Origin of the sequence: uncultured Gilliamella sp. (assembly GCA_945271295.1) — a bacterium.
Taxonomy (GTDB): domain Bacteria; phylum Pseudomonadota; class Gammaproteobacteria; order Enterobacterales; family Orbaceae; genus Gilliamella.
Genome location: CALYPG010000003.1, coordinates 128,407 through 153,422, shown reverse-complemented (window position 1 = coordinate 153,422; position 25,016 = coordinate 128,407). Strand labels below are relative to the sequence as shown.

The 25,016-nt window shown below is 33.7% G+C and carries 22 protein-coding genes and 1 pseudogene; 15 read left to right on the top strand and 8 right to left on the bottom strand.

The window, feature by feature from the left end; translation table 11 throughout:
• Nucleotide 1: 1 nt before the first annotated feature.
• The 8 genes from recG to uvrD all read left to right on the top strand — a co-directional run bounded on the left by recG (nt 2) and on the right by uvrD (nt 9,555).
• Complete coding sequence (gene recG, locus Q0K76_RS03365; RefSeq protein ID WP_294611316.1) at nt 2-2,095, top strand: ATP-dependent DNA helicase RecG; 2,094 nt, start codon at nt 2-4, stop codon at nt 2,093-2,095.
• 166 nt (nt 2,096-2,261) lie between these two features.
• Nucleotides 2,262-2,396, top strand: coding sequence for a lipoprotein (locus tag Q0K76_RS03360; RefSeq protein ID WP_294611313.1), 135 nt, complete (start codon nt 2,262-2,264; stop codon nt 2,394-2,396).
• Between the two features lie 12 nt (nt 2,397-2,408).
• Nucleotides 2,409-3,662, top strand: a complete 1,254-nt coding sequence (gene lysA / locus Q0K76_RS03355) for a diaminopimelate decarboxylase (RefSeq protein ID WP_294611310.1) — start codon at nt 2,409-2,411, stop codon at nt 3,660-3,662.
• Between the two features lie 124 nt (nt 3,663-3,786).
• Nucleotides 3,787-4,611 carry a diaminopimelate epimerase gene (gene dapF / locus Q0K76_RS03350; RefSeq protein WP_294611307.1) on the top strand — a complete coding sequence of 275 codons (825 nt, stop codon included), beginning with the start codon at nt 3,787-3,789 and terminating at the stop codon, nt 4,609-4,611.
• Between the two features lie 142 nt (nt 4,612-4,753).
• Complete coding sequence (locus Q0K76_RS03345; protein WP_294611304.1) at nt 4,754-5,500, top strand: DUF484 family protein; 747 nt, start codon at nt 4,754-4,756, stop codon at nt 5,498-5,500.
• Entirely contained in the window at nt 5,500-6,420 is a 921-nt protein-coding gene (gene xerC, locus Q0K76_RS03340) for a tyrosine recombinase XerC (RefSeq protein ID WP_294611301.1), read from the top strand. The genes Q0K76_RS03345 and xerC overlap by 1 nt, the downstream gene beginning before the upstream one ends.
• Nucleotides 6,421-6,422: 2 nt before the next feature.
• Entirely contained in the window at nt 6,423-7,136 is a 714-nt protein-coding gene (gene yigB, locus Q0K76_RS03335) for a 5-amino-6-(5-phospho-D-ribitylamino)uracil phosphatase YigB (protein WP_294611299.1), read from the top strand.
• Nucleotides 7,137-7,332: 196 nt separating this feature from the next.
• Nucleotides 7,333-9,555, top strand: a complete 2,223-nt coding sequence (uvrD, locus tag Q0K76_RS03330; RefSeq protein ID WP_294611296.1) for a DNA helicase II — start codon at nt 7,333-7,335, stop codon at nt 9,553-9,555.
• Nucleotides 9,556-9,626: 71 nt separating this feature from the next.
• Here uvrD and cyaY read toward each other — a convergent pair whose 3' ends face one another.
• The 5 genes from cyaY to Q0K76_RS03305 form a co-directional block, all read right to left on the bottom strand.
• Nucleotides 9,627-9,938: an iron donor protein CyaY gene (gene cyaY, locus Q0K76_RS03325; RefSeq protein WP_294611292.1), complete on the bottom strand. Its 312-nt coding sequence runs from the start codon at nt 9,936-9,938 to the stop codon at nt 9,627-9,629.
• 92 nt (nt 9,939-10,030) lie between these two features.
• The gene (locus Q0K76_RS03320; protein WP_294611288.1) at nt 10,031-11,254 is read right to left on the bottom strand and encodes a surface-adhesin E family protein; all 1,224 of its coding nucleotides are present in this window, start codon (nt 11,252-11,254) and stop codon (nt 10,031-10,033) included.
• Nucleotides 11,255-11,341: 87 nt separating this feature from the next.
• Nucleotides 11,342-11,968, bottom strand: a complete 627-nt coding sequence (locus tag Q0K76_RS03315) for a thiamine diphosphokinase (protein ID WP_294611285.1) — start codon at nt 11,966-11,968, stop codon at nt 11,342-11,344.
• 13 nt (nt 11,969-11,981) lie between these two features.
• Entirely contained in the window at nt 11,982-12,443 is a 462-nt protein-coding gene (gene rimI, locus Q0K76_RS03310) for a ribosomal protein S18-alanine N-acetyltransferase (protein WP_294611281.1), read from the bottom strand.
• Nucleotides 12,412-12,819, bottom strand: a complete 408-nt coding sequence (locus Q0K76_RS03305; RefSeq protein ID WP_294611279.1) for a DNA polymerase III subunit psi — start codon at nt 12,817-12,819, stop codon at nt 12,412-12,414. Before Q0K76_RS03305 ends, rimI begins: the two co-directional genes overlap by 32 nt.
• 87 nt (nt 12,820-12,906) lie before the next feature.
• Here Q0K76_RS03305 and rsmC point away from each other — a divergent pair, with 87 nt between their 5' ends.
• Nucleotides 12,907-13,947, top strand: coding sequence for a 16S rRNA (guanine(1207)-N(2))-methyltransferase RsmC (gene rsmC, locus Q0K76_RS03300; protein ID WP_294611277.1), 1,041 nt, complete (start codon nt 12,907-12,909; stop codon nt 13,945-13,947).
• A 56-nt stretch (nt 13,948-14,003) separates the two neighbouring features.
• Here the strand turns inward: rsmC and Q0K76_RS03295 are convergent, their stop codons facing one another.
• From Q0K76_RS03295 to yihI, 3 genes are all read right to left on the bottom strand, one after another.
• Nucleotides 14,004-14,651: a hypothetical protein gene (locus Q0K76_RS03295; RefSeq protein WP_294611274.1), complete on the bottom strand. Its 648-nt coding sequence runs from the start codon at nt 14,649-14,651 to the stop codon at nt 14,004-14,006.
• 153 nt (nt 14,652-14,804) lie between these two features.
• Entirely contained in the window at nt 14,805-16,175 is a 1,371-nt protein-coding gene (gene hemN / locus Q0K76_RS03290; RefSeq protein WP_363322387.1) for an oxygen-independent coproporphyrinogen III oxidase, read from the bottom strand.
• 230 nt (nt 16,176-16,405) lie between these two features.
• Nucleotides 16,406-16,897, bottom strand: a complete 492-nt coding sequence (gene yihI, locus Q0K76_RS03285) for a Der GTPase-activating protein YihI (RefSeq protein WP_294611270.1) — start codon at nt 16,895-16,897, stop codon at nt 16,406-16,408.
• A gap of 163 nt (nt 16,898-17,060) precedes the next feature.
• Here yihI and coaA point away from each other — a divergent pair, with 163 nt between their 5' ends.
• From coaA to Q0K76_RS03255, 6 genes and pseudogenes are all read left to right on the top strand, one after another.
• Nucleotides 17,061-17,996, top strand: coding sequence for a type I pantothenate kinase (coaA, locus tag Q0K76_RS03280; protein ID WP_294611268.1), 936 nt, complete (start codon nt 17,061-17,063; stop codon nt 17,994-17,996).
• 22 nt (nt 17,997-18,018) lie between these two features.
• Nucleotides 18,019-18,450, top strand: a complete 432-nt coding sequence (locus Q0K76_RS03275; RefSeq protein WP_294611265.1) for a DUF1090 domain-containing protein — start codon at nt 18,019-18,021, stop codon at nt 18,448-18,450.
• 218 nt (nt 18,451-18,668) lie between these two features.
• Complete coding sequence (locus Q0K76_RS03270) at nt 18,669-19,754, top strand: AAA family ATPase (RefSeq protein ID WP_294611263.1); 1,086 nt, start codon at nt 18,669-18,671, stop codon at nt 19,752-19,754.
• A gap of 3 nt (nt 19,755-19,757) precedes the next feature.
• Entirely contained in the window at nt 19,758-20,186 is a 429-nt protein-coding gene (locus tag Q0K76_RS03265) for a hypothetical protein (RefSeq protein ID WP_294611259.1), read from the top strand.
• Nucleotides 20,176-21,948 (top strand): hypothetical protein, encoded by a 1,773-nt coding sequence (locus Q0K76_RS03260; protein WP_294611256.1) that lies wholly within the window; start codon nt 20,176-20,178, stop codon nt 21,946-21,948. The genes Q0K76_RS03265 and Q0K76_RS03260 overlap by 11 nt, the downstream gene beginning before the upstream one ends.
• A 96-nt stretch (nt 21,949-22,044) precedes the next feature.
• A pseudogene (locus Q0K76_RS03255) lies at nt 22,045-24,939 on the top strand (bpX6 domain-containing protein); the annotation flags it as partial.
• Nucleotides 24,940-25,016 lie beyond the last annotated feature (77 nt).

The window sequence follows — 25,016 nt, the reverse complement described above, 5'->3', positions numbered from 1 at the left end:
TATGGTAAATCGTTTTTTTAGCCATCTACCACTCATACAATTAGCGGGCATAGGTAGTGCTTTAGAAAAAAAATTCCATTCCTTAGGTATTTATACTGTTCAAGATTTATTACTCCATTTCCCATTACGATATGAAGATCGTTCTACCGCATATGCAATTGCTGATGCTGCTATAGGTGAATATACCACCATTGAAGGGCGTATTATTAAAAGTGAGATTGTTTTTAAACGTCGACAAATGCTGATTTGTCATATTCAAGATGATTCCGGAATAGCTATATTGAGATTTATGCATTTCAATACAGGTATGAAATCAACATTAGTTCCTGGTAGATGGATTAGTGCTTATGGAGAGATAAAAAATGGCAAAACATATCCTGAAATTATTCATCCACAATTCAAACTAAAAGCGAATCATGAAGACCATGCAATTAGTTTAGATGATGAACAAGAGCGATATACACCGATTTATTCAACCACCTCCGGTCTGACACAAAATGTAATTCGTAAATTTATTCATGCAGCCTTATTATTGTTAAAGCGTAATCCTCCGGTCGAAATTCTACCTGAACCTTTAGCCAGCCACTATTTAGATGTATTGGAATCTTTGAATATTATTCATAATCCACCAATAGGTACTGATATCGCACAATTATCAATGGGCGAACACCCAGCGATTAAACGATTTATTTTTGAAGAGTTACTTGCTTATCACCTTAGCATGCTTATGTTAAAAACACATAATCAAGAACAACAAGCTTATTCAATTTTTCCGAATCAACACTATATACCTCTTTTTTTATCATCATTACCCTATACGCCGACTAATGCTCAGCAACGCGTTATTCATGATATTTATCAAGATATGGCAAAATCAATACCCATGATGCGTTTAATTCAAGGGGATGTCGGTTCCGGCAAAACACTAGTAGCGGCTTTAGCCGCTTTAAATGCTATTGAAAATGGGTATCAAGTTGTTTTAATGGCACCAACAGAAATATTAGCAGAGCAGCATGTTAACAATTTTAAACAATGGTTTGAGCCACTCGCAATTAAAGTTGATTGGTTATCAGGTCGTTTAACTGCCAAAAATAAACAGCAACGTTATGATAGGATCAAAAATGGTGATATTGCCATGTTGGTTGGCACGCATGCCGTATTTGTTGATAAAGTCCAATTTGCCCGTTTAGGATTAGTCATTATCGATGAACAACACCGCTTTGGTGTCAACCAAAGATTGAGTTTATGGGAAAAAGGCATTAACAATCAATTATATCCTCACCAGTTAATTATGACTGCAACGCCTATACCAAGAACCCTTGCCATGACAATATATGCGGACTTAGATGTGTCAATTATTGATCAATTACCTCCCGGCAGAAGACCAATTACTACAGTTGTTATTCCTAATTCTCGCCGTGATGAAATCATTGAGCGAGTTAACCAAGCCTGTTTGGAAAGTCGTCAAGTTTATTGGGTATGCACTCTAGTTGAAGAGTCAGAAACCCTTGATGCGCAGGCGGCTGAAATGCTAGTAGAAGAGCTACGAGAAAAACTGCCTAATTTAACTATTGCGCTTGTTCATGGCAAAATGAAATCTGACCTGAAACAATCGGTAATGCAAGGGTTTAAACAAGGTGAAATTCAACTTTTGGTAGCGACTACGGTTATTGAAGTGGGTGTTGATGTCCCTAATGCTAGTTTAATGATCATTGAAAATGCTGAACGCTTAGGTCTAGCTCAATTACATCAATTACGTGGACGAGTTGGACGAGGAACAGCCGTTTCTCACTGTGTACTAATGTATCAACCACCATTAAGTAAAGTAGCACAAGCTCGGCTGAAAGTGATGCGAGATAGTAATGATGGTTTTGTCATCGCGCAGAAAGATCTAGAAATCCGTGGCAGTGGTGAAATTCTGGGTACGCGCCAAATGGGCATAGCCAACTTCAAAATTGTCGATCTTATTCGTGATCAACATTTAATTAGTGATGTACAAAAAGTTTCTCACAATTTGCAACAAAATTATCCTGACACAGCTAATCAATTAGTTGAATGTTGGCTGCCTGATCGGCAAAAATACATTAATGTCTAAATGATAGTTGTGTAGATAAAATGGTACTTTTTTAAGTTGCCTTACGCTTAATTCCTGTCAAACTAAGAGATTGTTATTATTGCAATGATGATTAATTCTTTGCACGAGTTTGGCTATCGTGTAATATAATAACTATCAAAAAATATAGAATAATAGTGAATATTGTATGAAATTTTTTATTAAATTACTTTCGGTATTTTTAGTTGTATTGACACTAGCTAGTTGTGGATTAAAAGGTCCTCTTTATTATCCGAGCGATAATGTGTTGGTTGATTATAATTCATTTAACCAAATAGCCTAAAGGAACCCGTTAATGGATTTTTTAAATTACCAAAATGGTCGCTTATTAGCAGATAAAATTCCTATTTCTGAATTGGCTTCACAGTACGGCACTCCACTTTATGTATATTCAGCTCCTTATATCATTAAACAGTTTCATGCATATGAACAAGCGCTTGCGAATCGCAAACATTTAGTTTGTTATGCCGTTAAAGCAAATAGTAATTTATCAGTATTGAGTTTACTTGCTAAATTGGGTGCAGGATTTGATATTGTTTCGCAAGGTGAACTAGAGCGAGCTTTAAAAGCCGGAGCTGATCCTAAGAAAATTGTTTTTTCAGGTGTGGCAAAAACTACTATCGAAATTGAACGTGCATTAGCAGTTGGTATCAAATGTTTTAATGTTGAATCTGAAGCGGAATTGTACCGTATAAATGCAATTGCTGAGCGGATAGGTAAAATAGCGGCAATTTCATTACGAATTAATCCTGATGTTGATGCTAAAACGCATCCGTATATCTCTACTGGATTACGTGAAAATAAATTTGGAATTAGTTATCAATTAGCAGAAGAGGTTTACTATAAAGCGCAATCTCTGGCGAATATTAAAATCCGGGGTATTGATTGTCATATTGGTTCACAATTAACCGAATTATCACCATTTCTTGATGCCACGGATCGTATACTTGTATTACTTGATAAACTCAAATCTAACAATATTAATATTGAACATATTGATTTAGGTGGTGGTCTTGGGGTTTGTTATAATGACGAACAACCTCCTAGCCCATCATCTTTAGTTAAACAATTACTAAGTAAGTTAGACAATTATCCCAATATTGAAATTTTATTTGAACCGGGTCGATCGCTTGTTGCCAATGCTGGTTTATTGATTACTAAGGTGGAATACACTAAACATCAAGATGATAATCATTTTGCTATTGTAGATGCGGGTATGAATGATTTAATTCGCCCTGCGCTTTATAAAGCATGGATGCGCGTTTTGCCAGAAAAAGAACCACAAGTTACCGATGAAACTTATAGTTATAATGTTGTTGGTCCTATTTGTGAATCAAGTGATGTGCTAGCATTTCAACGTGAACTCTCGGTTAAACAAGATGATTTGTTAGTAATTTGCAGTGCGGGTGCTTATGGATTTAGTATGGCTTCAAATTATAATAGTCATCCGCGACCGGCAGAAGTCATGCTGATAGATGATAAGGAACATCAAATTATTCGTAAACGTGAAACAATGGATGATTTATGGCAGGGTGAAATAGTTTTATAGCATATTTACTAAATGGATTGAATTAGCAGTTGTTAAAGGAGTAAGTATTGTAAATAGCTAGTATTAATAAAAATATAGCATATTTAACAAATGACATAGATTTACGATAGAAGGTAACTTTACGATGAACTTTTCAAAAATGCATGGATTAGGAAATGATTTTATGGTCATTGATGCGGTAACGCAAAATGTTCATCTCTCCACTGACATGATAAAACGCCTTGCTGATAGATATACTGGTATTGGGTTCGATCAGTTGCTTATTGTTGAACCGCCTTATACTCCTGATTCTGATTTCCATTATCGAATTTTTAATGCTGATGGTAATGAAGTTCAGCAATGTGGTAATGGTGCCCGTTGTTTTGCTCGATTTGTACGTTTAAAAGGGTTAACTAAAAAACGTGTGATAAAGGTAAGTACCATGAAAGGCAATATTATGTTAACCGTTAATGATGATGAAACAGTACGGGTTAATATGGGGCTACCAATTTTTGAACCGAATAAAATACCTTTTAAAGCAATAAAAGAAGAAAAAACCTATATTATTCGAGCACAAGAACGAACTGTATTATGTGGGGTTGCGTCAATGGGTAACCCGCATTGTGTGATGCAAGTTGATAATATATTAACCGCTGAGGTGACGACCTTAGGCCCACTCTTAGAAACACATGAACGTTTTCCTGAACGAGCAAACATTGGATTTATGCATATTATAGATCGTGATAATATCAATTTGCGGGTGTTTGAACGTGGAGTTGGTGAAACACAGGCTTGTGGTACTGGAGCTTGTGCGGCAGTTGCAATAGGTATCAATCAAGGATTACTCAATAAAGCTGTTAATGTCAACTTACCTGGAGGTAAGCTGTTGATAGAATGGGAAGGGGTTAATGAACCACTTTATATGACTGGGCCTGCGACACATGTTTATGATGGATTTATTGCCATTTAATTTTATATTAAAACATATCGATATTTTCTAATTAATTTTGTATATAAGGCTAAGGCTATAGATATAATAGATTTATTAATTAGAAAACTGTTTAATAATTATATCTAGAACAGTGTTAGATCAGTTATAATAGCGATTAACTATGATAGCGAAGATTACACAATCATTGAAAGACAAAAATGCTAGGCGAGGAATCACTAAAGTTGAATTAGATGACGATATTGTCTGTCAGTATCTAATTGATAATCCAGAATTTTTCATTAGAAATGCCAGATGTATTGAATCTATGCAAGTGCCGCATCCGGTGCGTGGTGTAGTTTCATTACCTGAATGGCAAATGGCAAGGCAACGTAATAAAATTAGTCAATTAGAGTCTGAAATTACATTATTAATGGAACATGCTTGCACTAATGAAGCGCTTTTCAATCAGCTCATAAATTTGCAAATTCAACTGATTAAAGCATCAGATTTAAATGAGTTAGTTCAATTGTTAACTATATGGGCAAAATCGTTAGGCTTAAGCGGAGCATATTTATACCTTTTTGAAGATAAATGGTTACTTAATGCACCTTCGAATTATCATCATTTTGCATTAAGTTCATCACGATTTGATTTTATTCGTGTAAGGCACTTGCAATATAGTCACCAATACTTGGGTACATTAAATACAACAGAATTAGATTTTTTATTACCTAAACATGGTTATGTTGGTTCTGTGGCATTATCTCTTTTAGGGCAATTTGGCGATTTAGGTATTTTGATTTTTACTAGTTCTAATCCACAACATTATCAAGCTGGGCAAGGAACATTGTTATTAGAAAAGATTAGTGAAATATTACCTTGTTTGATTGAAAAATGGGTTATGCGTAAAAGAATAGGAAAAATGTAATGAATCGACCTCAGCAAAATGATACTAATTTATTAATAGAGCCTGTCGAGCATTTTTTAAATTATTTAAAATCTGAAAAACAACTTAGTTTAAATACGCAAATTAATTATCGCCGTCAGTTGTACGCGCTTATTACTCTGGCTAGTGAAGTAGAATTTTCAAATTGGTGTAATTTAGATTCATCTGTGGTGAGGTTTTTGATAAGTCGCAGTAAACGTAAGGGTTTACAAGCGAGAAGTTTGGCATTAAGGTTATCGGCATTACGTAGTTTTTGTGATTGGTTAGTGAAAAATGGTCAACTTACTGCTAACCCAGCTCGAGGTGTATTGAATCCTAAACAAGGTCGGCATCTGCCTAAAAATATTGATATTGATGAGATTAACCAATTACTTAATATTGAATATAATGATCCATTGTCTGTGCGCGATAGGACTATGCTTGAATTGATGTATGGTTCCGGTCTTCGTCTTTCTGAGCTTATTAATCTTAATTGTCGAGAACTTAATTTGAACGGTGGCGAAATTCGCGTCTTAGGTAAAGGGAATAAAGAACGCAAATTACCATTGGGGCGTGAATCGATAAAATGGATCGAACATTGGTTGTCAATGCGCGATTTTTTAGAACCAAAAGATGATGCGCTATTTATTTCAAAATTAGGTAAGCGGATTTCAGCGCGTAACGTAGAAAAAAGATTTGCACAGTGGGGCGTTAAACAAGGTTTGAGTGTGCATGTTCATCCTCATAAATTACGTCACTCATTTGCAACACATATGCTTGAATCAAGTGGTGATTTACGGGCGGTCCAAGAATTACTTGGTCATGCAGATTTGTCTACCACGCAAGTTTATACTCATCTTGATTTTTCGCATCTATCAAATGTTTATGATTCAGCTCATCCTAGAGCTAAAAGGGGAAAATAGTGATGCACTTTTATCGAACAATTAATCAAATACAAGCAATTACTTTCGATCTTGATGATACATTATACGACAATAGTCTGATTGTTGAAAAAGCAGAAGAAGAACTTATCAAAACATTACAACAATATGATCCACTACATAATATTACTAAAACTGATTATTTTGCTGAAAAAAATCGTGTATTTGAAAATGATTCCGAGATTTATCATGATGTTATTCTTTGGCGAATTGAAACAATTAAATCAATATTGGCTAAGGCTAAATTTCCAATATCAAAAATAACTCATGTTGTTGATGAGTGTTTAGCCACTTTTAATATTTGGCGCCATAAAATGCAAATTCCACTAGCAACACATACATTACTAACTAAGTTAGCAACTAAATACCCATTGGGAGTGATTACAAATGGTAATGTTGAAATAGCTAAAATAGGTCTGGGTGACTATTTTCAATTTTCATTGCGAGGTGGGCCAGATGGTCGATCAAAACCTTTTCCTGAAATATTTGAGTTGGCTAGCCAAAAATTAAATGTTCCGGCACATCATATCTTACATGTAGGTGATAATTTATCTACAGATGTTAACGGCGCGATTAATAGTGATTTTTTGGCATGTTGGATTAATATCTTTAATCAGGATATTTTTCATCTTTCTGACGCAAGATGTTTACCACATATTGAAATAACCCAATTGTCAGAACTGGATAATCTGTTATAATTTATTATATATGTATAAATAGACAGTTAATTGCAATTTAGCTATTAATTTTATTTAATAAATAACCTATCTTTATATCCCATTTGATAATAGTCGACTAAGTAGCATCTTGAAAGATAATGAGAATATTGATAATAACAAAAAATAACACCACTTAGTGGTTATTCTTATCTCAATGGCTTAATACAAAGCAAATATGAATAAATTATTATTAACGGACCTTAACTCTGAACAACAAAATGCGGTTACCACTGATAGTCAATATACCATTGTCCTTGCAGGTGCGGGCAGTGGAAAAACTCGCGTATTAGTTCACCGTATTGCCTGGTTATGCCTCGAAAAAAGATATTCGCCACATTCAATTTTTGCAGTAACGTTTACTAATAAAGCCGCTAATGAAATGCAAGAACGTATTCAAAATTTGGTGGGTGAAGGTTATTTTAATGGCATGTGGGTAGGTACATTTCATGGTTTAACCCATCGTTTGTTACGCATGTTTTCAGAACAAGCTAACTTACCGGCTAATTTTCAACTCATTGATACAGAAGATCAAAATCGATTGGTAAAACGTATTTTTCGTGAACTGAAGATCGATGAAAAACAATGGTCATCCAAGGAGTGTGTTGCCTACATTTCAGCACAAAAAGAAAAAGGTTTGCGCGCTGATGCTATTGTTGCCGAAGATCCGAAACAAGTCATGTGGCAAAATATTTATCGTGATTATCAAGCAATTTGTGACAGAGTTGGTTATGTCGACTTTTCTGAGTTAATTCTTCGTGCTTATGAACTACTGTGCCGTAATAAAGATGTTTTAAATTATTGTCATCAGCGTTTTACTAATGTATTAATTGATGAATTTCAAGATACTAATCTGATTCAATATCAATTGGTTCAGAAGTTAGCTGGCACAACGGCCAATGTTATGATCGTTGGTGATGATGATCAGTCTATTTATAGCTGGCGTGGGGCTAATGCTGACAATTTACAATTATTTATTAATGACTATCCCGAAACTGAAATTATTCGATTAGAGCAAAACTACCGTTCAACTGGTACTATTTTAAATGCGGCCAATCAATTAATTGCCAATAACCAGAATCGTTTAGGCAAAAATTTATGGACTGATAGTGGTATTGGTGAAAAGATCTCTCTTTATATCGGTTTTAACGATATTGATGAAGCCCGCTTTGTTATTGGACAGATTAAAAAACGACATACCGAAGGTGAACCTTATGCCAGTTGCGCGATTTTATATCGCAATAATGCTCAGTCACGTATTTTTGAAGACACACTATTGCAAGCTGGATTACCTTATCAAATTTATGGTTCTATCCGTTTTTACGAACGACAAGAAGTCAAATTGGCATTAGCTTATTTACGATTATTACACGATCACAATAATGACATAGCTTTTGAAGCGACTATCAATACACCAACACGTGGTATTGGTAACGTCACGCTAGATAAGGTCAAGCTTACGGCTAAGCAAAATGATCTTTCATTATGGGATGCATGTTTACTATTAATCGAAAAAAATGCCTTAACCGAAAGGCAACGCTCTGGTATTAGTCGTTTTTTAGAGTTAATGGAATCAATTTATGTTGAAGTAGAATCGTTACCTTTTTATAAACAGCTAGATGCGATTATTAAATTATCCGGTGTACTACAGATGTATGAACAAGAACCGGGGATTAAAGGGCAATCAAGGCTAGAAAACCTTGAAGAATTAGTTTCAGCGGCTGAACAATTCTATGCAAATAATGAAAATACTGTGATTGAAGATAACCAAACTGGTAAAACACTTAACGTATTGGAATCATTTTTAGCCTATACATCGTTAGAGAGTCGGGATGTCATTAAAGAACAAGATGCAGTGCAGTTAATGACATTACATTCAGCTAAAGGGTTAGAGTTTGATAATGTGTTTATTGTAGGACTTGAAGAAGGGATTTTCCCGGCACAACGTTCCGTGCAAGAAATGGATAGAATGGAGGAAGAAAGACGCTTAGCTTATGTTGGTATTACCCGTGCACGTAAACAGTTAACTTTAACATTATGTGAATTAAGACGACTTTATGGACGAGATGAACGTAACTTACCTTCTCGTTTTTTGACCGAGTTACCGACAGAACATTTAAATGAAATTAGCTATCGTGGAATCACAACTCTACCAGATGCAAAACATAATCAGTTAAGTAAACATGAACAATATCTTAATGATCGTAAAAAATCTTATCAGGAAAAAGCTCGTGTTAATGATGGTTATACTTTAGGTCAAAAAGTTAAACACCAACGCTTTGGGGAAGGAACCATTATAAATATTGATGGCGAAGGTGAGCATAGGCGTGTACAAATTGCTTTTGTTAATGAAGGTATAAAATGGTTAGTGATTAAACTTGCTAATCTCACTTTAATTTAATTGCTTTTAGGGTAGATTCAAAAATAGTGAATATTTAATCTATTCCTCTTAGCATTTTGTACTTTCAGCGGTCAAGCGTTAGCTTGATCTTCCACTGCTTTAGCAAAAATTTTATCAAATGGTTCATTGCTACGATTGCAACGCCATTGATTATTCACATAATCAAAATGGTATCCTTGTTGGCGGGTTGCCAACCAAATTTGCAACAATGGTTCTTGAGTATTAACAATAATTTTGCTGTTATTTGGAAAGGCAATGGTAATGACATTACCTTGTGTTTCATAGTCAATATCACTATCATGTTCATCGGCATAATTATCCAAAAATATTTCAATTTGATTAAACAGTTGATCAGTAAGAGTATGGAATTGTGTGATATTCATAACAATAGAATTAATATATTGAAAACAGTATTAAAATATTAGCACAAAGCGATATATTCTGCCACAGCTTGGTAGCAGAATAAATATGGGAATTAATCAGTTTTTTGTTGGTCAGCAAGTTGTAGTGAACAAGCAATAATGGATAACTGAAGCTTATCACCTTGTTGTTTTGTATCTATCCAGCGATGAGGGGTATCATTACTATCAATTAATTTGCCAGCAGCAAAATATTTTTCAAATATTTGTATATTGCTTTTGGCTATTTCCTTTAGATCACAATTAGCATAATGCATGATCTTTAATGATCTATAAGTTTCGTTTTGCTCTTTTTTATTTTCATATATTTGCTCAGGAACAAAATTAACTATTTCATCGAAAACTCTAATTTTTTTATTATAAGGGTGTAAAGCTACTGAAGTTCTATCGAGGAAGGAATAGCTAACCCTTTTTTCTTGGTTAGATTTTTTAATTGGGATATATTGTTTACCAACTCTAGGATCTTTCAAAACTTCATCTGTATTAATAGGCACACTTTTTTGGTCATTTTCATGTGTTTTGTTATTAGTATCGGGTTGAGATTGTTGGTTTTGTAGCTGTGGTGTGAGTTCTTTTTGTTTTTGTAATTTAATGTCATTTATCTTTTCTTGCTGTTTGGCTTCTATTTTTTCGTGTATAGGTTTCATGTCAGGTCTGTTTAGATACAAGATTTCTTTAGTTAGATCGCCCTGTATAGAACATACTATATTAGTTTGGTTATCATTTACTTGTTCTAAATAAAGTGACTTTTCAGCTGTTGCTTGTCTAGGGATGACTCTATCAATTGCATAGGGATTATCTTGCCAAACATTCGTTTTAGTTCTGCGATCGTAAATTTGTGCATTAGCAATGTAAGTTGTCGAGTTATAAGGTGACCAATTAAGGTTATTGAATGCCTCTTTGGTTTTATCTAAATTATCATTCATAATAAAACCCCAATAATAATACTGACCATAAAAAGGAATTTTAATAGATATATTTTGGTAGCCAGTGATAGTTAAACCTTTGTATAATATTGGTTTTTTGAAAATTACACTGTTTTTATCATTTTTGTTGATATTTTCGACAGGGATATAGGTAACATTATCGGTGGTTTCTAAATCAAAAAATTGTTTAAATAAGGTTTTGTGTTTAGCTAACTGCTGAAAAAATTGGGCATCGCAGTTAAGAAAAGACTCAATAAGCTTATTTGTACCATTCTCAACAGCATTGTTTTGAGCTGAAGCCATACAAGGTATTAATAACCAACAAACAAGCATCGGCAGTTTTTTTAAAGGCATGATATATTCCTAAATTCCATTGATCTTATAAGTTATATAATATTATATCTATTGTAGTGTAAAGTAATGTAAAGATTATTGTCAATCTTAACTATGTAAATCTTCAATGAAAACTAATAACTCCCCGTTTTTAAAAGCGATTTCAACTAAATCAGTTACTGCTTTGTTACGAAGACTAGTTTGCCCACCTAGCATTAATGTTTGTTCAATTAAAGGGTATTGAAAACCAGTTATGGTTAACTGAGTTACTTTTGATAATGGTATAAGTGAAATAATACGATTTTTGACATTATGAATTTTTTCATGGTGACGAGCGAAAAAGAAGTGGCAATAATTATCATAAAAAACGATTTTATATTGGTGATAATATTGCATTGCTACCGAAAGATTACCCAAAAAATGATCGCTAGCATGGCCAGTGGCTCCATAAACTATAAACTCTGTTATCCCTTTAGTTGTTAAAAATAACAGGGCTTTTTCAAAATCTGTTTTATTTTGATCGGGCGTATAAATAATTTGGGTTTGCTCAGCAATGGGCTGGGTTTTATCGTAGCTATCTAGATCACCGATAATAAAATCCGGAATAATTTGCGATTTAATTAAATAATTATGATAAGCGCCATCAGTGCAAGCAATATAATTATAGCAATCTAAATTAGTTGGATAATATTGTGGTGGTTCACCATTGACAAAAAGTAGCGCTTTGTTAGTCATTATTGCTTCCTTGTTATAATCTCAAGGTGTAGGCCATAATAATGGCATTTTCGGTGTTTCCCTCTACTGTTGGGTAATAATTTTTGCGTATAGTAATCTCATTAAAACCCAAAGAATGATATAACTTAATCGCAGCTTGATTCGATTCGCGTACTTCTAACCATAGTGTAGCAGGAGCATTGGGCGAGTTAATTGTTAATAATCTATCAATCAATTCATTAAGTAAATCTTTGGCTAGTCCTTGCTGCCTAAATTGTGGATGAATGGCAATATTAAATAAATTGGCTTCATCCGCAACCTGCTGACAAATGCAAAAACCGACTATTTGCTGATTTACACTTATTTTAAGATTTAAATAACGTTCGCCTTGATTTGAATAAAATACCTGTTTTGACCATGGCATCAAATGGCAAAGAAGTTCTAACTGATAGGCATCAGCCAAATCATGCTCGTTCAGGATGGAAATAGTTTTCATATTGACATAACTGTTGCCAAAGTTGGCGTTTTTGTTGTGGAGCACTAGGAAGAAGATCTAAGCTAATTGTTTGTACGGTAAGTGGATTTAACCATGATTCGTCAGGTTTGACATCAATAAACCAAACTACCGTTTGAATTTCGCTTGCTGGCATAATGAGTTGTGATGGTGTTAATACCATCACTTGATCTTCAGTCAAATGAATAGCTTTCAAAATATCAAAATAGATTTTTTGTGTTGGTTGTTGGTTGGCAACAACAATCAAACGAATTTCCTTGCCAATATGTGTGGCAATTTCACCTTTAAACACTGCTGGGTTACGCAAAACATATTGGGTAATGTTACACTGTTTTAAATACCAATCTTGTTTGCTCATTATTGAGTTGCTTTTTTATTAGAGATTAAGATGGGTTAATTGTATAATCATAGGCTAAAATTATAAAGGTTTTTTGATTGAGGCAATATGGCAGCATCCGGTTATACTCCTGCAAGTCAAGTACTTGAGCGCCACCAGGAATTTTTTAGTGATAAAAATGTAATTATCGCTGGTGATATCCAAGATAGTTATCCGTTAGCTATTTCAGCAAAACAAGTTAATATCCATTGTAGTCAATTTCATACTTATTTACGTTTAAATAATAGTTCACGTGGTAGGCAGGTTTTATTTTCATTGTTGCCTGATACCGAGTTCTATAAAGACATGAATACGTTAATTTACTATTGGCCAAAAACCAAAAGTGAAGCTCAATTTCAACTGTCCTATCTATTACAAAATATGCCCAAAGATAGTGATATTTTTATTGTAGGAGAAAACCGCACCGGTGTTAAAAGTGTTGAAGCTTTATTAACGGATTTTGGCACGATTCAAAAGATAGATAGCGCTAGACGCTGTGGTTTGTATCATTTTCATGCCGATAGTCGATTAGCCTTTGATTTATCAGAGTGGTGGTTAAGTTATCAGCTAACTATCGAAGATCAAAACATAGAAATCAAGAGTTTACCAGGAGTATTTAGTCAAAAAGGATTAGATGCTGGTAGTGAATTGTTATTAAACGCATTGCTGGAACATGCGGATATTATTAAAGATAATGTGTTAGATGTGGGTTGTGGTTCGGGTATATTGTCGACAGTAATTGGCAAGTTATATCCCAATATTGAATTGACCTTATCTGATGTGAGTAGTGTTGCTATTGAATCAAGTAAAGCCACATTAGCCAGTAATCAAGTTAAAGCGCAAGTGGTGGCGAGTGATGTTTTTTCTCATCTTAATGATAAATATCACCTCATTATATCTAATCCACCATTTCATGATGGCAAGGAAACCAGTTATATTGCGGTTAATTCATTGATTAAAGAAGCCAAAAGGCATTTAAAACCTAACGGTCATTTATGCCTTGTGGCAAATTCATTCTTACCATATCAAACCCTATTAGATGATACATTTAATCGTGTAGAAGTGATTGCGCAAACCACAAAATTTAAGGTCTATTTGGCTTATATCTAAAACATCAATCTTTTAATCATTATATTTTTTAGTTTATCGGTAAAAAGGTACGATTATTATCGTAACTTTTTATTGATATTTAATTGATTTATTGCGCCTTGTTGATATGCTAATTTCGTTATTTCAATCAATTGTTGTTTGGTTTCTTCATCTAATAACATAAATGGAATGACGATACCCCCATAATATGCTTTAATTTTCCCAATAGTTTTGCCATTAGGCGTCTGTTTTGAGAAACTTAATATTATACTTATTGGATCGATTATAGCTAGTTGAATATCTTGCCAGCCAAACATCCCTTTCATGATAGGGGTATCCATTTCAATACCTTCATCATAAAAATTATAGATAAAAGGTGAGGTAAAATTATCTTGTAGATAATTTTTTTCAACTTGTTTTTTGAAAATACTCGATGGAATATAAAAAGCAAGAGCAAATAAAAATCCAAATAATGAACTAATCGTTAGTGCGATTAAAATAAATTGTGCAAATGTATTATGATAGGCAAAAGTGGCAATAAAAATAAGCGCAATAACCGATATAACAGCTATGATAAATGGTAGTTTTCCATGAAACATACTTTTATTATAGATCTCTAGCATCATTTGTTTAAATTGCTCTTTATCTTTAACTGTAAATTTAACATTGAAAAAAGCAGGTTTGAGCGGTTCAAAACCGCGAAAAGGGTAGTCATCTAAAGGCATAATTGTAAATAAATAGTTAATTTTGCGCTAATGCTAGCATAAAAGAAAATCGATAACAATTATTGATCTGATAATAGAAATATCTTTTTTTAAAAGGCAAATAATGCAGATTAAGTTTGGATACTATAATTAGTAAAATCTCAATAGCTGATTTTAGATCACTCGCGAAAACTGTTGTTGTCTGGCTATTTTGCGCATATAGATATCAAAACACATACAAATATTACGAATCAATAAATGACCTTTGGGTGGTACTACAATAGTATTTGGTGTCACCGCGACTAAACCATCTTGTTGCAGTGGGGCAAGTAGTTTCAAATCTTCACTAAAATAATCATCAAATTGAATATTATATTGTTGTTCAATCTGTTTTTTATCCAAATAAAAATGGCAGATAAGTTGTTTAATTACACTACGGCGAATTATATCGTCATGGTTTAAATTAAATCCTTTCCATAATCCATTACCAGTTTGTTCGACTTGCATTTGGTAAATTTTTAAATCTTTCTGATTTTGCGCATAACTATCACCTAACATGCTGATCGCAGACACACCCAGCCCTAATAAATCCGCATCACCATGAGTGGTATAACCTTGAAAATTACGATGTAGTTTGTTTTGTTGCTGAGCAATGGCTAATTCATCGGTGGGTTTGGCAAAATGATCCATGCCGATAAATTGATAACCAGACTGTGTTAATTTCTCGATAGTAGTTTGTAAAATTTGTAACTTCTGATTAGCATTGGGTAAATCATTATCTTTGATTTTACGTTGTGCAGCAAAACGACTGGGTAAATGAGCATAATTAAAGACACTGAGCCGGTCAGGTGAAATATCAATCACCTTATTTAAGGTTTCGGTAAAACTTGCCACAGTTTGTTTAGGTAAACCATAAATTAAATCAAGACTGATTGACTGAAAATTATTCTTGCGAGCTTGATTGATTAGTGAACGGATTAAGTTTTCATCTTGCTTGCGATTAATTAAATTTTGAATTTCGTGATTAAAATCTTGAATCCCCATACTTAATCGGTTAAAACCAACGTGAGCTAAGTGATCGATAGTTTCAGGGGTGATTTCACGAGGATCTATTTCAATCGATAGCTCTGCATTATCAGCAAAATTAAAATGCTGTTTAAGTGAACAAATAAGGCGAGTAATTTCCTCATCAGTTAAAAATGTGGGCGTGCCTCCGCCCCAATGCATTTGCGATACTATGCGATGATTAAATAATTTAGCTCGCTGTGCGATCTCAATGTCAAGAATATCAAGGTACTTTGTCACTTTATGCGTTTGGCGAGTAATAAGTTTATTGCAACCACAAAAATAGCAAAGCTTATGGCAAAAAGGAATATGTATATAAAGTGCTAAAGGACGTTGAGGGTAACAAGTTACAGCCGATAAAAAATCCTGATCATTAAAATTATCATTAAATTCTAATGCTGTTGGGTATGATGTATACCTTGGACCTGTATAGTTATATTTTTCAATTAACGTTTGATCCCAAAATTGCGTTATAGTCATATTATCGTTTCTGTTTAAACTGGTTTTTGACATCGCTCTTTCCATGACTTTTTGAAATGGTCTTTTGTTGTATTCTGGCTTTGGTTTTTATTTTGATACAATTAGTCTTTTTCAAATATAGCAATGTGCAAATAAATAACCCTAAATATAAACCTAGCATAATAAATATTGGCATTTGCTATGCTCTCTTTTATGTACTATAAGCTAATGTATTAATAGGTAAAAAGTAATTAATTACGTTTTAATAAACTAACAATATCTTCTGGTTTCTCCTCAACATCATCAAAATCTGCATCGGTATAACCAAGTTCTTGCATAAGTTCATCAATACGTTGTAATTTGCTATCAAGATAAAGTTGTTGTTCTTGAGTTAACTTGCTATTTTGTTCAACTAAATCGAGTAATTGTTCTAATTTAGGATCATTTTCTAATTGATCCAGCTCTTGCTCGGGTGACAGGATTGTTTTAATGGGTTTTGAAGCTTTGGTCATTTTACTTACATTAGTCGAATCGGTTACCACTAACGAAATAGGTTTTTTGCTTCCAACACGCGGATCTTTTATTGCTTTTGTCGATTTTTGATTTTGGCTGTCATCATTATTATTAAATCTAGATCCACTAGGTAATCCTTTATGTTTACGCTTTTTTTTGAGTTCTCGTGACGCCTCATTGATCTCTTGACGGCTTATTTTAGATTTCTGTTTCGATTTATTTTTTAACATATAAACTATTTTATAATTTGAATGACAAAATAATGTGAGCATTTTAACAGTAAGTCACCAAGATAGCTATGATTAAGACTTAAAGCTAATTTATGATTGTAAAAAAATTAATTTATGTATAATCTGAGCCAAATAAGTTGGAGCAATTAGAGAAAGATGAATTATGAACAATCATTTGAGTCCTTATATGCATTTTAGCCGTCAAGAATGGGCAAGCTTGCGTAACGCGGTACCAATGACCTTAACTTCTGAAGAGTTGACTTCATTACAAGGGATTAACGAAGATCTATCCATGGACGAAGTCAGTCAAATTTATTTACCCTTGTCTCGATTGCTTAATTATTATATTAGTAATAGCTTAACACGGCAGGTGGTATTATCTAAATTTCTAGGTAAAAGCCAAAAAATACCATATGTGATTGGGATTGCTGGTAGTGTAGCAGTGGGTAAAAGTACTACCGCTAGGGTGTTACAAGCATTATTAACGCGCTGGCCAGAACATCGAAAAGTGGCATTAGTGACAACAGATGGCTTTTTATATCCGAATAAATGCCTTGAAGAACGTGGCATTATGAACAAAAAAGGTTTCCCACAATCTTACGATATCAAAAAATTAATTAATTTTGTTGCTGATGTCAAATCAGGTCAGGCTGAAGTGAAAGCACCAGTTTATTCTCATTTAGTTTATGATATTGTTGAAAATGAAGAAATTACCATCGACAGCCCGGATATTTTGATTCTCGAAGGCTTAAATGTATTACAAGGAACATTAAATTATCCGCAGGCAAATAATCGAGTATTTGTGTCTGATTATGTCGATTTTTCGATTTATGTTGATGCTGATTTACCATTATTACATGACTGGTATGTTAATCGTTTTCTAAAATTTAGAGCAGGGGCTTTTAGTGATCCGAACTCTTATTTTAATCACTATTCACAGCTACCAGAAGCAGAAGTTATCAACATTGCCAATCGTCTTTGGCATGAAATTAATGAACTGAATCTGATTGAAAATATTTTGCCAACCAGGGAAAGAGCAAGTTTAATTTTAACTAAAGGTAAAGATCATAAAATAGATAATGTTCAATTAAGAAAATAAATCTAACTTAATAGGAATTGTTATGACTACAATAATTAGGTCCATAAGTAAATTAACGGTTTTGATATTAATAAGTCTATTTTCATTGGCAACCTATGCTACTGATTTTGATGAACAAGGTTTAACATGTAATGGCAAAAAACAAATCATTGAATCACAAATTGGTTTGGCTAAAAAAAATAACAATATCCATCGTATTCAAGGGTTTGAAAAAGCGTTATATGCAGTAAATACTCATTGTACCAATGATGAATTAGAAGCGAAGTATAAAAAAGAGATTACTGAAAAAACGGCTAAAGTGACAGAAAGGCAGCAAGAACTGGCAGACGCTCAAGGCAAAGGTAATCAACAAAAAATTGCCAAGCAAAAAACAAAATTAAGTGAGGCCGAAAAAGAATTGAGTGAGGCTAAGATTAAATTAACAGCATTTTATCAAGAACTCTCGGCGAAATAGAGCAAAATCTATACTGAAACGTATAGTTAACCTGAAACATCTTTACAATCCATGCCCTGATTTAGGGCAAATTACTGTGCTAAAGGATCGATATTTTTTGTTATAAGCTCATTTTTAAGCAAATAGTTTTTATCATTTATCCACTTTTTTTATTGTATAAATACTCTATAATTAAAAAAGAATAAATCTAATAAGCTATATTAAAATTAAGAAATATAATGGAAAATTTATCTAAAATCCGACAATGTATTAAAATTGCCACTCAAGGTTTTGTTGGTCGCCAACAACTTGCCGAACTGATAATTTTAGCGGCGATCGCTAAAGAACATCTATTAGTCATTGGTGCGCCGGGCACAGCTAAAAGTGCTGTAGTAAGGCGAATTGCAAAAACCATGAATGGTCAATATTTTGAATATCTCCTAGGTCGCTTTACTGAACCTTCAGAACTGTTTGGTACAGTTGATTTGAAAAAACTACGTGAAGGAACTGTTGAAACGGATACCAAAGGTATGTTACCTGAAGCAGAAATTGTTTTTTTAGATGAGGTTTTTTTAGGATCGACAGCAATACTCAATACCTTACTGGGTATTTTAAATGAGCGGCAATTTAGACGAGGCCACACTCAAATAGCCTGTCCTTTAAAGATATGTATTGGGGCTTCTAACAGTTTGCCAGAAGACGAAGGATTAGCAGCTTTTGCCGATCGTTTTTTATTACATCTTTTTGTTGAACCGGTAGCCGATAATTTTATTGAAGATATGTTAACCGGAGGCTGGCAAGCTGAATATTCGACGGTTGATGTATCACTTACCCTTGATGAACTTGAGGCGCTCAGTAGTCAGGTACAACATGTTAATCTCGATAAGATATTTACCCCTTTTGCCGATGCGATTCGATTATTAAGGCAAAATGGCATCACGCTATCGGATAGGCGAGTGGTTAAAACATTAAAACTTATTGCGGCAGCAGCATTGGTTAATGGCAGGCTAGAGGCAGAAAAACAAGATTTATGGCCTCTTTATTATGTGCTTCCAACTGCAGATATTCAGCAACGCGGACAAGAAATATTAAAAGATATTTTTACTTTATCGAATAATTCACAGTTATTTTATGCAACTGAATCAGCCACTCAGCAACCAAACGCACGTTTAGAAAGGTTGATGGAAATGGCAACAAATTGCGTAAATGGTGAGGTAGTGCATATTGAAGCTGTCTTACGAGAAATTGATGCTAATTACACCATTGATACCATACCTGAACAATTAAAACAGTTGAGAATTCAGCTGATAAAATTGATTGCCTAAGAAATGAGTAGCAACAGTAACACTAATATTCAATGGCACTGGCAGCCAAATAATGATACCGTTGCGCCAATTGCAGTGGTTGCCTGGCATGAAGTGATCGGACGTTTAATTACTCATTTATTAACCAATCAAAATAGCTATGATTTGTCGCAATATCAATTTGTTAAAGGTAATGACTTTATCGTGATTATTGGGCAATCTTCTTTATTGCCATGGGTTGATGGTGTGCAATATGCTATGTTTGATAAACAAGAACCGGGCCTTTGGTTACCCTGCCATGCTAAACCATCTATTGCTACATCATTGTTAGCAAAAGCTATTTTTCATCAATTCAAATGTGAATCTGCACTGTTATGGGATCAGCCTAAAGTAGTGATCCCGTTAAATCAAAAATGGCCTTTAACAAAAGAGTTATTAGAGTATGAGCTATAATCAATTACCAAAAGCGTTTAAAGCTTGGCAACCTTGGTTATCTTGGTTTGATGAGAGTTTACAACCTGTGGTTGCAGATTTGATGATGCAACTTAACATTTTACTCGGCCCAGTTAAAGAAAGTCATTGGAATGTACAAAAATTATTTTCAGGTTTAGGTGATTTACGTCAACGCGGTAATTATGAACATTTGCTTTTCTCTGAATGGTTGATTGCTGAAGATGAACCAGATGAGTTTATAAGAAGAGCAGTAAATTATGAACACTTATTTTTAGCTCCCTTGCAAGAAAAATCTAAAGCTAACGGTGTTATTATTGCGCTGTTTGAAAGCAGTGTGCTGCAATTGGGTGTACAGCGACTTGTACATCTGATTTTAATGTTATTATTAGAGATTCGTTCGTATAATCATCATAGTCAATTTTATTGGGGTGTCATTGAAAATCCTTCTCAGCTAACTTTATTTAAGGATATTAATGATCTAAAATTCCTACTTAATCATCGCTCTAAGATGTTAGCCACCAATCAGATGTTCAATAACTGGACTAATTATTTTAAACAGTCGAATTTGATTTATGATGAATGTTGGTTAATTGGTGGCAATCATCCAAGCGCAGAATTTATTACTCATCAAGTCAGCATTGATCGACTGATTAAATATTATGACAAGTTATCAGTTGAGATCAAAAACCGCTCAACAACGCGACATTGCCTTTTGTCACTCCCCAACAATATTATCTGCGCTAAAATGCTGTCTGGTCAGTTTATTTCTGATAATTACTTTGCCGAAATTGAAAAGCGATCAATTGTACCTATTAACATTGAATTTAAACCAATTATCTCAAATGATGGTAATCACATTTTAACCTTTACCCATGATAAAACTAATGCCTATTCTATCACCATCAACGATATGCTATCTTCCAAACAAATCTGTCGTATTCAATACTATTATTTAAAAGGTTCGGTTTTGGGTTTGGATTTTCAAGGAAAACGAATTATTGCTTTTATTTGTGAACAACAAAAATTGTATTTATGGCAATCAAATAAACCCAAAATTGAGTTGTCGATGGATTTTAATCTCGATCAAGATAAACTTTTACCGCAATTTATTTGTCTTTATGGTAATCACGGTTATGATGTTTTTTTTATTGAAGAAAATAAATCACTACTATGCTGTTGGTATGGTATCTCCAAAAAGAAAGATGAAGTAAACAATTTTCACATAATTGCCGATAATGTCATTACCTTGTTTAAATTGGATGAGCGGCGTGCTGGTTATGTTTATCTTAATGATATGCAACAGCTTTGTATTCATGGTTTAAACCACGCCCATTTAAACTATTGTTTAGTAGGTTTTGAAAAACAAGTTAATCAACAAATTTATGTTACTGCCGAAAATTTATGGCTGAAAGGGTTTGGGCGATTAGCGATCGGTTATGGTCGACAATGGACGGTATTTACGACTGAAAATGATTTTATTAACGTGACTACTCCCAATGATTGGCAAATATTTGGATTGTATTATGATGCTCAGCAAAATTGCACTAACTTTGTTATGATCAATCAAGATAAAAAGCAAGTTGCGTTATTTGATTATCTCAATAATAAAATCATACCATGTTTGCGTTCAGTGAATGAAATTGTGAGTTATAGTTATAATTCGTTAGCTAAATCTTTTTCAATAACTAACCAAAACGGTGAATTGATGCTTTATTCATTAATCACCCAATCTATTCGATTGAAATTAATTAAAACTGACTAAAATATGCAAAATAGCACTGACTTTATTAAATTCCCAACCTTAAAAGGATCTCAAGATATAATTGGGATATGGTTTCCTGCTTAATGGTTCAACAACGAACAACGCCGAAGTTTGTTAATAAAAAACTGGTTTATGGGTTGTAAGATTTATCAATTTGTACAAGGTGATTTGCTCAAGTTCCCGTCAGCTCAAAAACAGTATTGCGATAGTTTAGATGGCTGGCCTTTGATTTATCAAGCAGGTGTACTTTGTTCAAGTGAAATTCCACTATCACTTTGGCAAAAAATGCCAGTCTGTGATTTAATATTGATTATAGGTAATACAATTACCACTTACTGTTTAGAAGATGCGTTAGAGCTCGATCCCGCGCAATGGGTTGATCTAGATGGTTATCAATTGCTTGAAACAAAGAGTTATGCAGTCAATATTGTGTATAATGAGGTAATTGATTTTACTGAAAAAAGTAAATCAATTGAACAGATATTCGATGGTAAAATTCCTACGCCAAGTCCAGAAATGCTCAAATATATAGAGCAACATCAACAACAACTAAAACAACAGCATTCTCCTAATCAATCAACTAATATAACCAAGCAAGGTCAAGCAAGTAAAAAAAATTATACAATTTTATGGATTGCGCTAGCGTCAATATTATTTGGCTTGTATCACGGCTTTGTCAATAAAAATCCGAAAATCAGTTCAGCAACACAAATTACCTCGTCAGAAACGAGTACCAATCTTGTTCCTTATTTAATTTTTGGCATCATTATTTTATTTTTTTATTTAAAATCTATAAATTTCTTTGGCAAAATTTCCGCACATTTCAAAGCAAGTAAACAAGATAAAATAGTAATTAAAAATTTCGCATATAATATTAAACAAGATCACGAAACTTCAAACAATAATAAATCACAAATCAATCTCGATTATGATGTCTACAATTCGGACTCTCAGTTAAATTATGGTGCAAATGGATCGGATACCAATTTACCGGCCAGATCCAAACCAAAAGAGACCAAATCTAGCCGTTGGCGTAACTATTTGACGATTTTTACGATTTTTACAAAATTGAGTCATTTGATTGCTTTTCGGCAAGGTGATTATATTAAAAAAATGATGAAAAAATTTGCAGATGGCGATTTAGAAGAAGCGCTACGCTATGCATTACCCATTAATAATGACAATTCGCAAGGACAATCTTTTGGATTACCTAAACCACGCAATAAATTATCTTTAAGTGAGCGTGTTTATGGTAGCTCCTCATCAGTTTATCTTGAACCAGAGTTTCTCGATCATTTACAAACACTTTACCGACAAAGTTTTGAAAAATTAGCCAAACAAGACAAGGTGGAACAAGCCGTTTTTGTTTTAGTCGAGCTTTTAAATAGTCTAAATGAAGCTATTGAATTTTTAGAGCAACGTAAGCTATATAAACAAGCAATGGAATTAGCGATCGCTCGTGACGCTGAGCCAGAACTTATTGTTAAACTTTGTTGTTTAGCCAATAATTGGGATATGGCAATCATGATTGCAAGGCGGGATAATATTTTTGCCAATGCTATTTTGATGCTTGAAAAGAATAAACCAGAACTAGCTAATAAATTAAGACTTGAGTGGGCAAAAACCTTGGCTGAAAAAGCTGAATGGTTAGCGGCAATTGATGCAATATGGCCATTAACAGAGTATCGTTATCTTGCCGAACAATGGTTTAACAATACAGATAAGCTCAGTGGCAAAGCTTTAGTCAAAAGATTTATTTTATTACCGGATTCGATTGATAAACTTGAAGATTGTTTAACCGCTTTAAAAAATAATCCTAATTATTATCAAAAACGGTTAGACATAGCAAAAGAGATATTAAACCAGCAAAAAGATATTGAAAAGTTGCAAGGCTTATTGCGCCTATTCATTAATATCATTATTGCTGATGTTATTACTTATCCCAATGCATTTTCCATTTCGGATATAGCAAAGTTGATTGAACTCACTCAGGATAAATCTCTACAAGTCGATATGCCAATTTCATCGCTTAATTTGGTAAAACAGACTTCTTTATTAACGGTTAATAGTTTACAACTCTATCATTTTCCGGAAGCGGGTCATAGAGCAATTTACGATATGGTAGCCTTAGCTAATGATAACTATCTGTTAGCGTTAGGTGAAGCCGGCATAATAATGGTTGATAAAATGGGTAAACAGCTAGCTTATTTTATGATTGCGGCTGATTCGTTGGTACTTTCTAAAAATCGTTTGCAAGTTTTAGCATTGATTAAACGTGACAACTATTATCGTGTTGAAAAAATTGATTTGACTACCCAAAAATCAGTCGATCTCGGGGTGATTAAATTTCAGTTATGTCAATGGCAGTTTGATGGTATTAATTGGACAATTATTAATAATAATTGCGTTGAAGTGGTTAATATTGCTGAAACATTGTCAGTAATTTGGCGAGTTGACTTGGCACCAAACCGAATTCAACAAATTGTCACAGATGATTATGGTGAAAATTATGTGACCATCGATCCAGAAAATAAAATTGAAACATTTTATTATAGTCTGCCTAAACGTAATTTAATTAATCGTAGTAGTATTGATATTGAAACAGGTGTTCACAAGATCATTATGAATGCTGAATTAGGTATGTTGTATTTTAAATATAGTAAGGATCAAGCTCGATTATTATGTAAACGTCGAAATTATCAATACTATAATGAAATCCCTTTAACTATTTCACCCGAACAATTTAATAATTTACGGATCTTTTCTACCGGCCAAATGGTGGTGTTATTTGTGGTTCGCATGGATGGTAGCGGATATGATATCTATCTTTATTACCTTAATGACAATAGTATAAAAGCAGTGATAGATTGGGCTTCCCCCCATGTTATTTCTGGTAGGTGCATTGCTGGTCATTATTGCTTCTTTGATATGAAAGGTAGAGCATTACATGTTAATGCTGATGAAAATAAAATAACGTCGTTCTCAATTTAAACATAATCTATCAGAGTTTAAACACTAATAGTCCAATTATACTATTGGTTGTCAAATAATCATTTTGAGCGTTTTAT

What these genes read in the sequence shown, in the direction of transcription:
- recG (WP_294611316.1), top strand. Translation starts at nt 2, where the DNA reads ATGGTAAATCGTTTTTTTAGCCATCTACCACTCATACAATTAGCGGGC.
- Q0K76_RS03360 (WP_294611313.1), top strand. Translation starts at nt 2,262, where the DNA reads ATGAAATTTTTTATTAAATTACTTTCGGTATTTTTAGTTGTATTGACA.
- lysA (WP_294611310.1), top strand. Translation starts at nt 2,409, where the DNA reads ATGGATTTTTTAAATTACCAAAATGGTCGCTTATTAGCAGATAAAATT.
- dapF (WP_294611307.1), top strand. Translation starts at nt 3,787, where the DNA reads ATGAACTTTTCAAAAATGCATGGATTAGGAAATGATTTTATGGTCATT.
- Q0K76_RS03345 (WP_294611304.1), top strand. Translation starts at nt 4,754, where the DNA reads ATGATAGCGAAGATTACACAATCATTGAAAGACAAAAATGCTAGGCGA.
- xerC (WP_294611301.1), top strand. Translation starts at nt 5,500, where the DNA reads ATGAATCGACCTCAGCAAAATGATACTAATTTATTAATAGAGCCTGTC.
- yigB (WP_294611299.1), top strand. Translation starts at nt 6,423, where the DNA reads ATGCACTTTTATCGAACAATTAATCAAATACAAGCAATTACTTTCGAT.
- uvrD (WP_294611296.1), top strand. Translation starts at nt 7,333, where the DNA reads ATGAATAAATTATTATTAACGGACCTTAACTCTGAACAACAAAATGCG.
- cyaY (WP_294611292.1), bottom strand. Translation starts at nt 9,938, where the DNA reads ATGAATATCACACAATTCCATACTCTTACTGATCAACTGTTTAATCAA.
- Q0K76_RS03320 (WP_294611288.1), bottom strand. Translation starts at nt 11,254, where the DNA reads ATGCCTTTAAAAAAACTGCCGATGCTTGTTTGTTGGTTATTAATACCT.
- Q0K76_RS03315 (WP_294611285.1), bottom strand. Translation starts at nt 11,968, where the DNA reads ATGACTAACAAAGCGCTACTTTTTGTCAATGGTGAACCACCACAATAT.
- rimI (WP_294611281.1), bottom strand. Translation starts at nt 12,443, where the DNA reads ATGAAAACTATTTCCATCCTGAACGAGCATGATTTGGCTGATGCCTAT.
- Q0K76_RS03305 (WP_294611279.1), bottom strand. Translation starts at nt 12,819, where the DNA reads ATGAGCAAACAAGATTGGTATTTAAAACAGTGTAACATTACCCAATAT.
- rsmC (WP_294611277.1), top strand. Translation starts at nt 12,907, where the DNA reads ATGGCAGCATCCGGTTATACTCCTGCAAGTCAAGTACTTGAGCGCCAC.
- Q0K76_RS03295 (WP_294611274.1), bottom strand. Translation starts at nt 14,651, where the DNA reads ATGCCTTTAGATGACTACCCTTTTCGCGGTTTTGAACCGCTCAAACCT.
- hemN (WP_363322387.1), bottom strand. Translation starts at nt 16,175, where the DNA reads ATGACTATAACGCAATTTTGGGATCAAACGTTAATTGAAAAATATAAC.
- yihI (WP_294611270.1), bottom strand. Translation starts at nt 16,897, where the DNA reads ATGTTAAAAAATAAATCGAAACAGAAATCTAAAATAAGCCGTCAAGAG.
- coaA (WP_294611268.1), top strand. Translation starts at nt 17,061, where the DNA reads ATGAACAATCATTTGAGTCCTTATATGCATTTTAGCCGTCAAGAATGG.
- Q0K76_RS03275 (WP_294611265.1), top strand. Translation starts at nt 18,019, where the DNA reads ATGACTACAATAATTAGGTCCATAAGTAAATTAACGGTTTTGATATTA.
- Q0K76_RS03270 (WP_294611263.1), top strand. Translation starts at nt 18,669, where the DNA reads ATGGAAAATTTATCTAAAATCCGACAATGTATTAAAATTGCCACTCAA.
- Q0K76_RS03265 (WP_294611259.1), top strand. Translation starts at nt 19,758, where the DNA reads ATGAGTAGCAACAGTAACACTAATATTCAATGGCACTGGCAGCCAAAT.
- Q0K76_RS03260 (WP_294611256.1), top strand. Translation starts at nt 20,176, where the DNA reads ATGAGCTATAATCAATTACCAAAAGCGTTTAAAGCTTGGCAACCTTGG.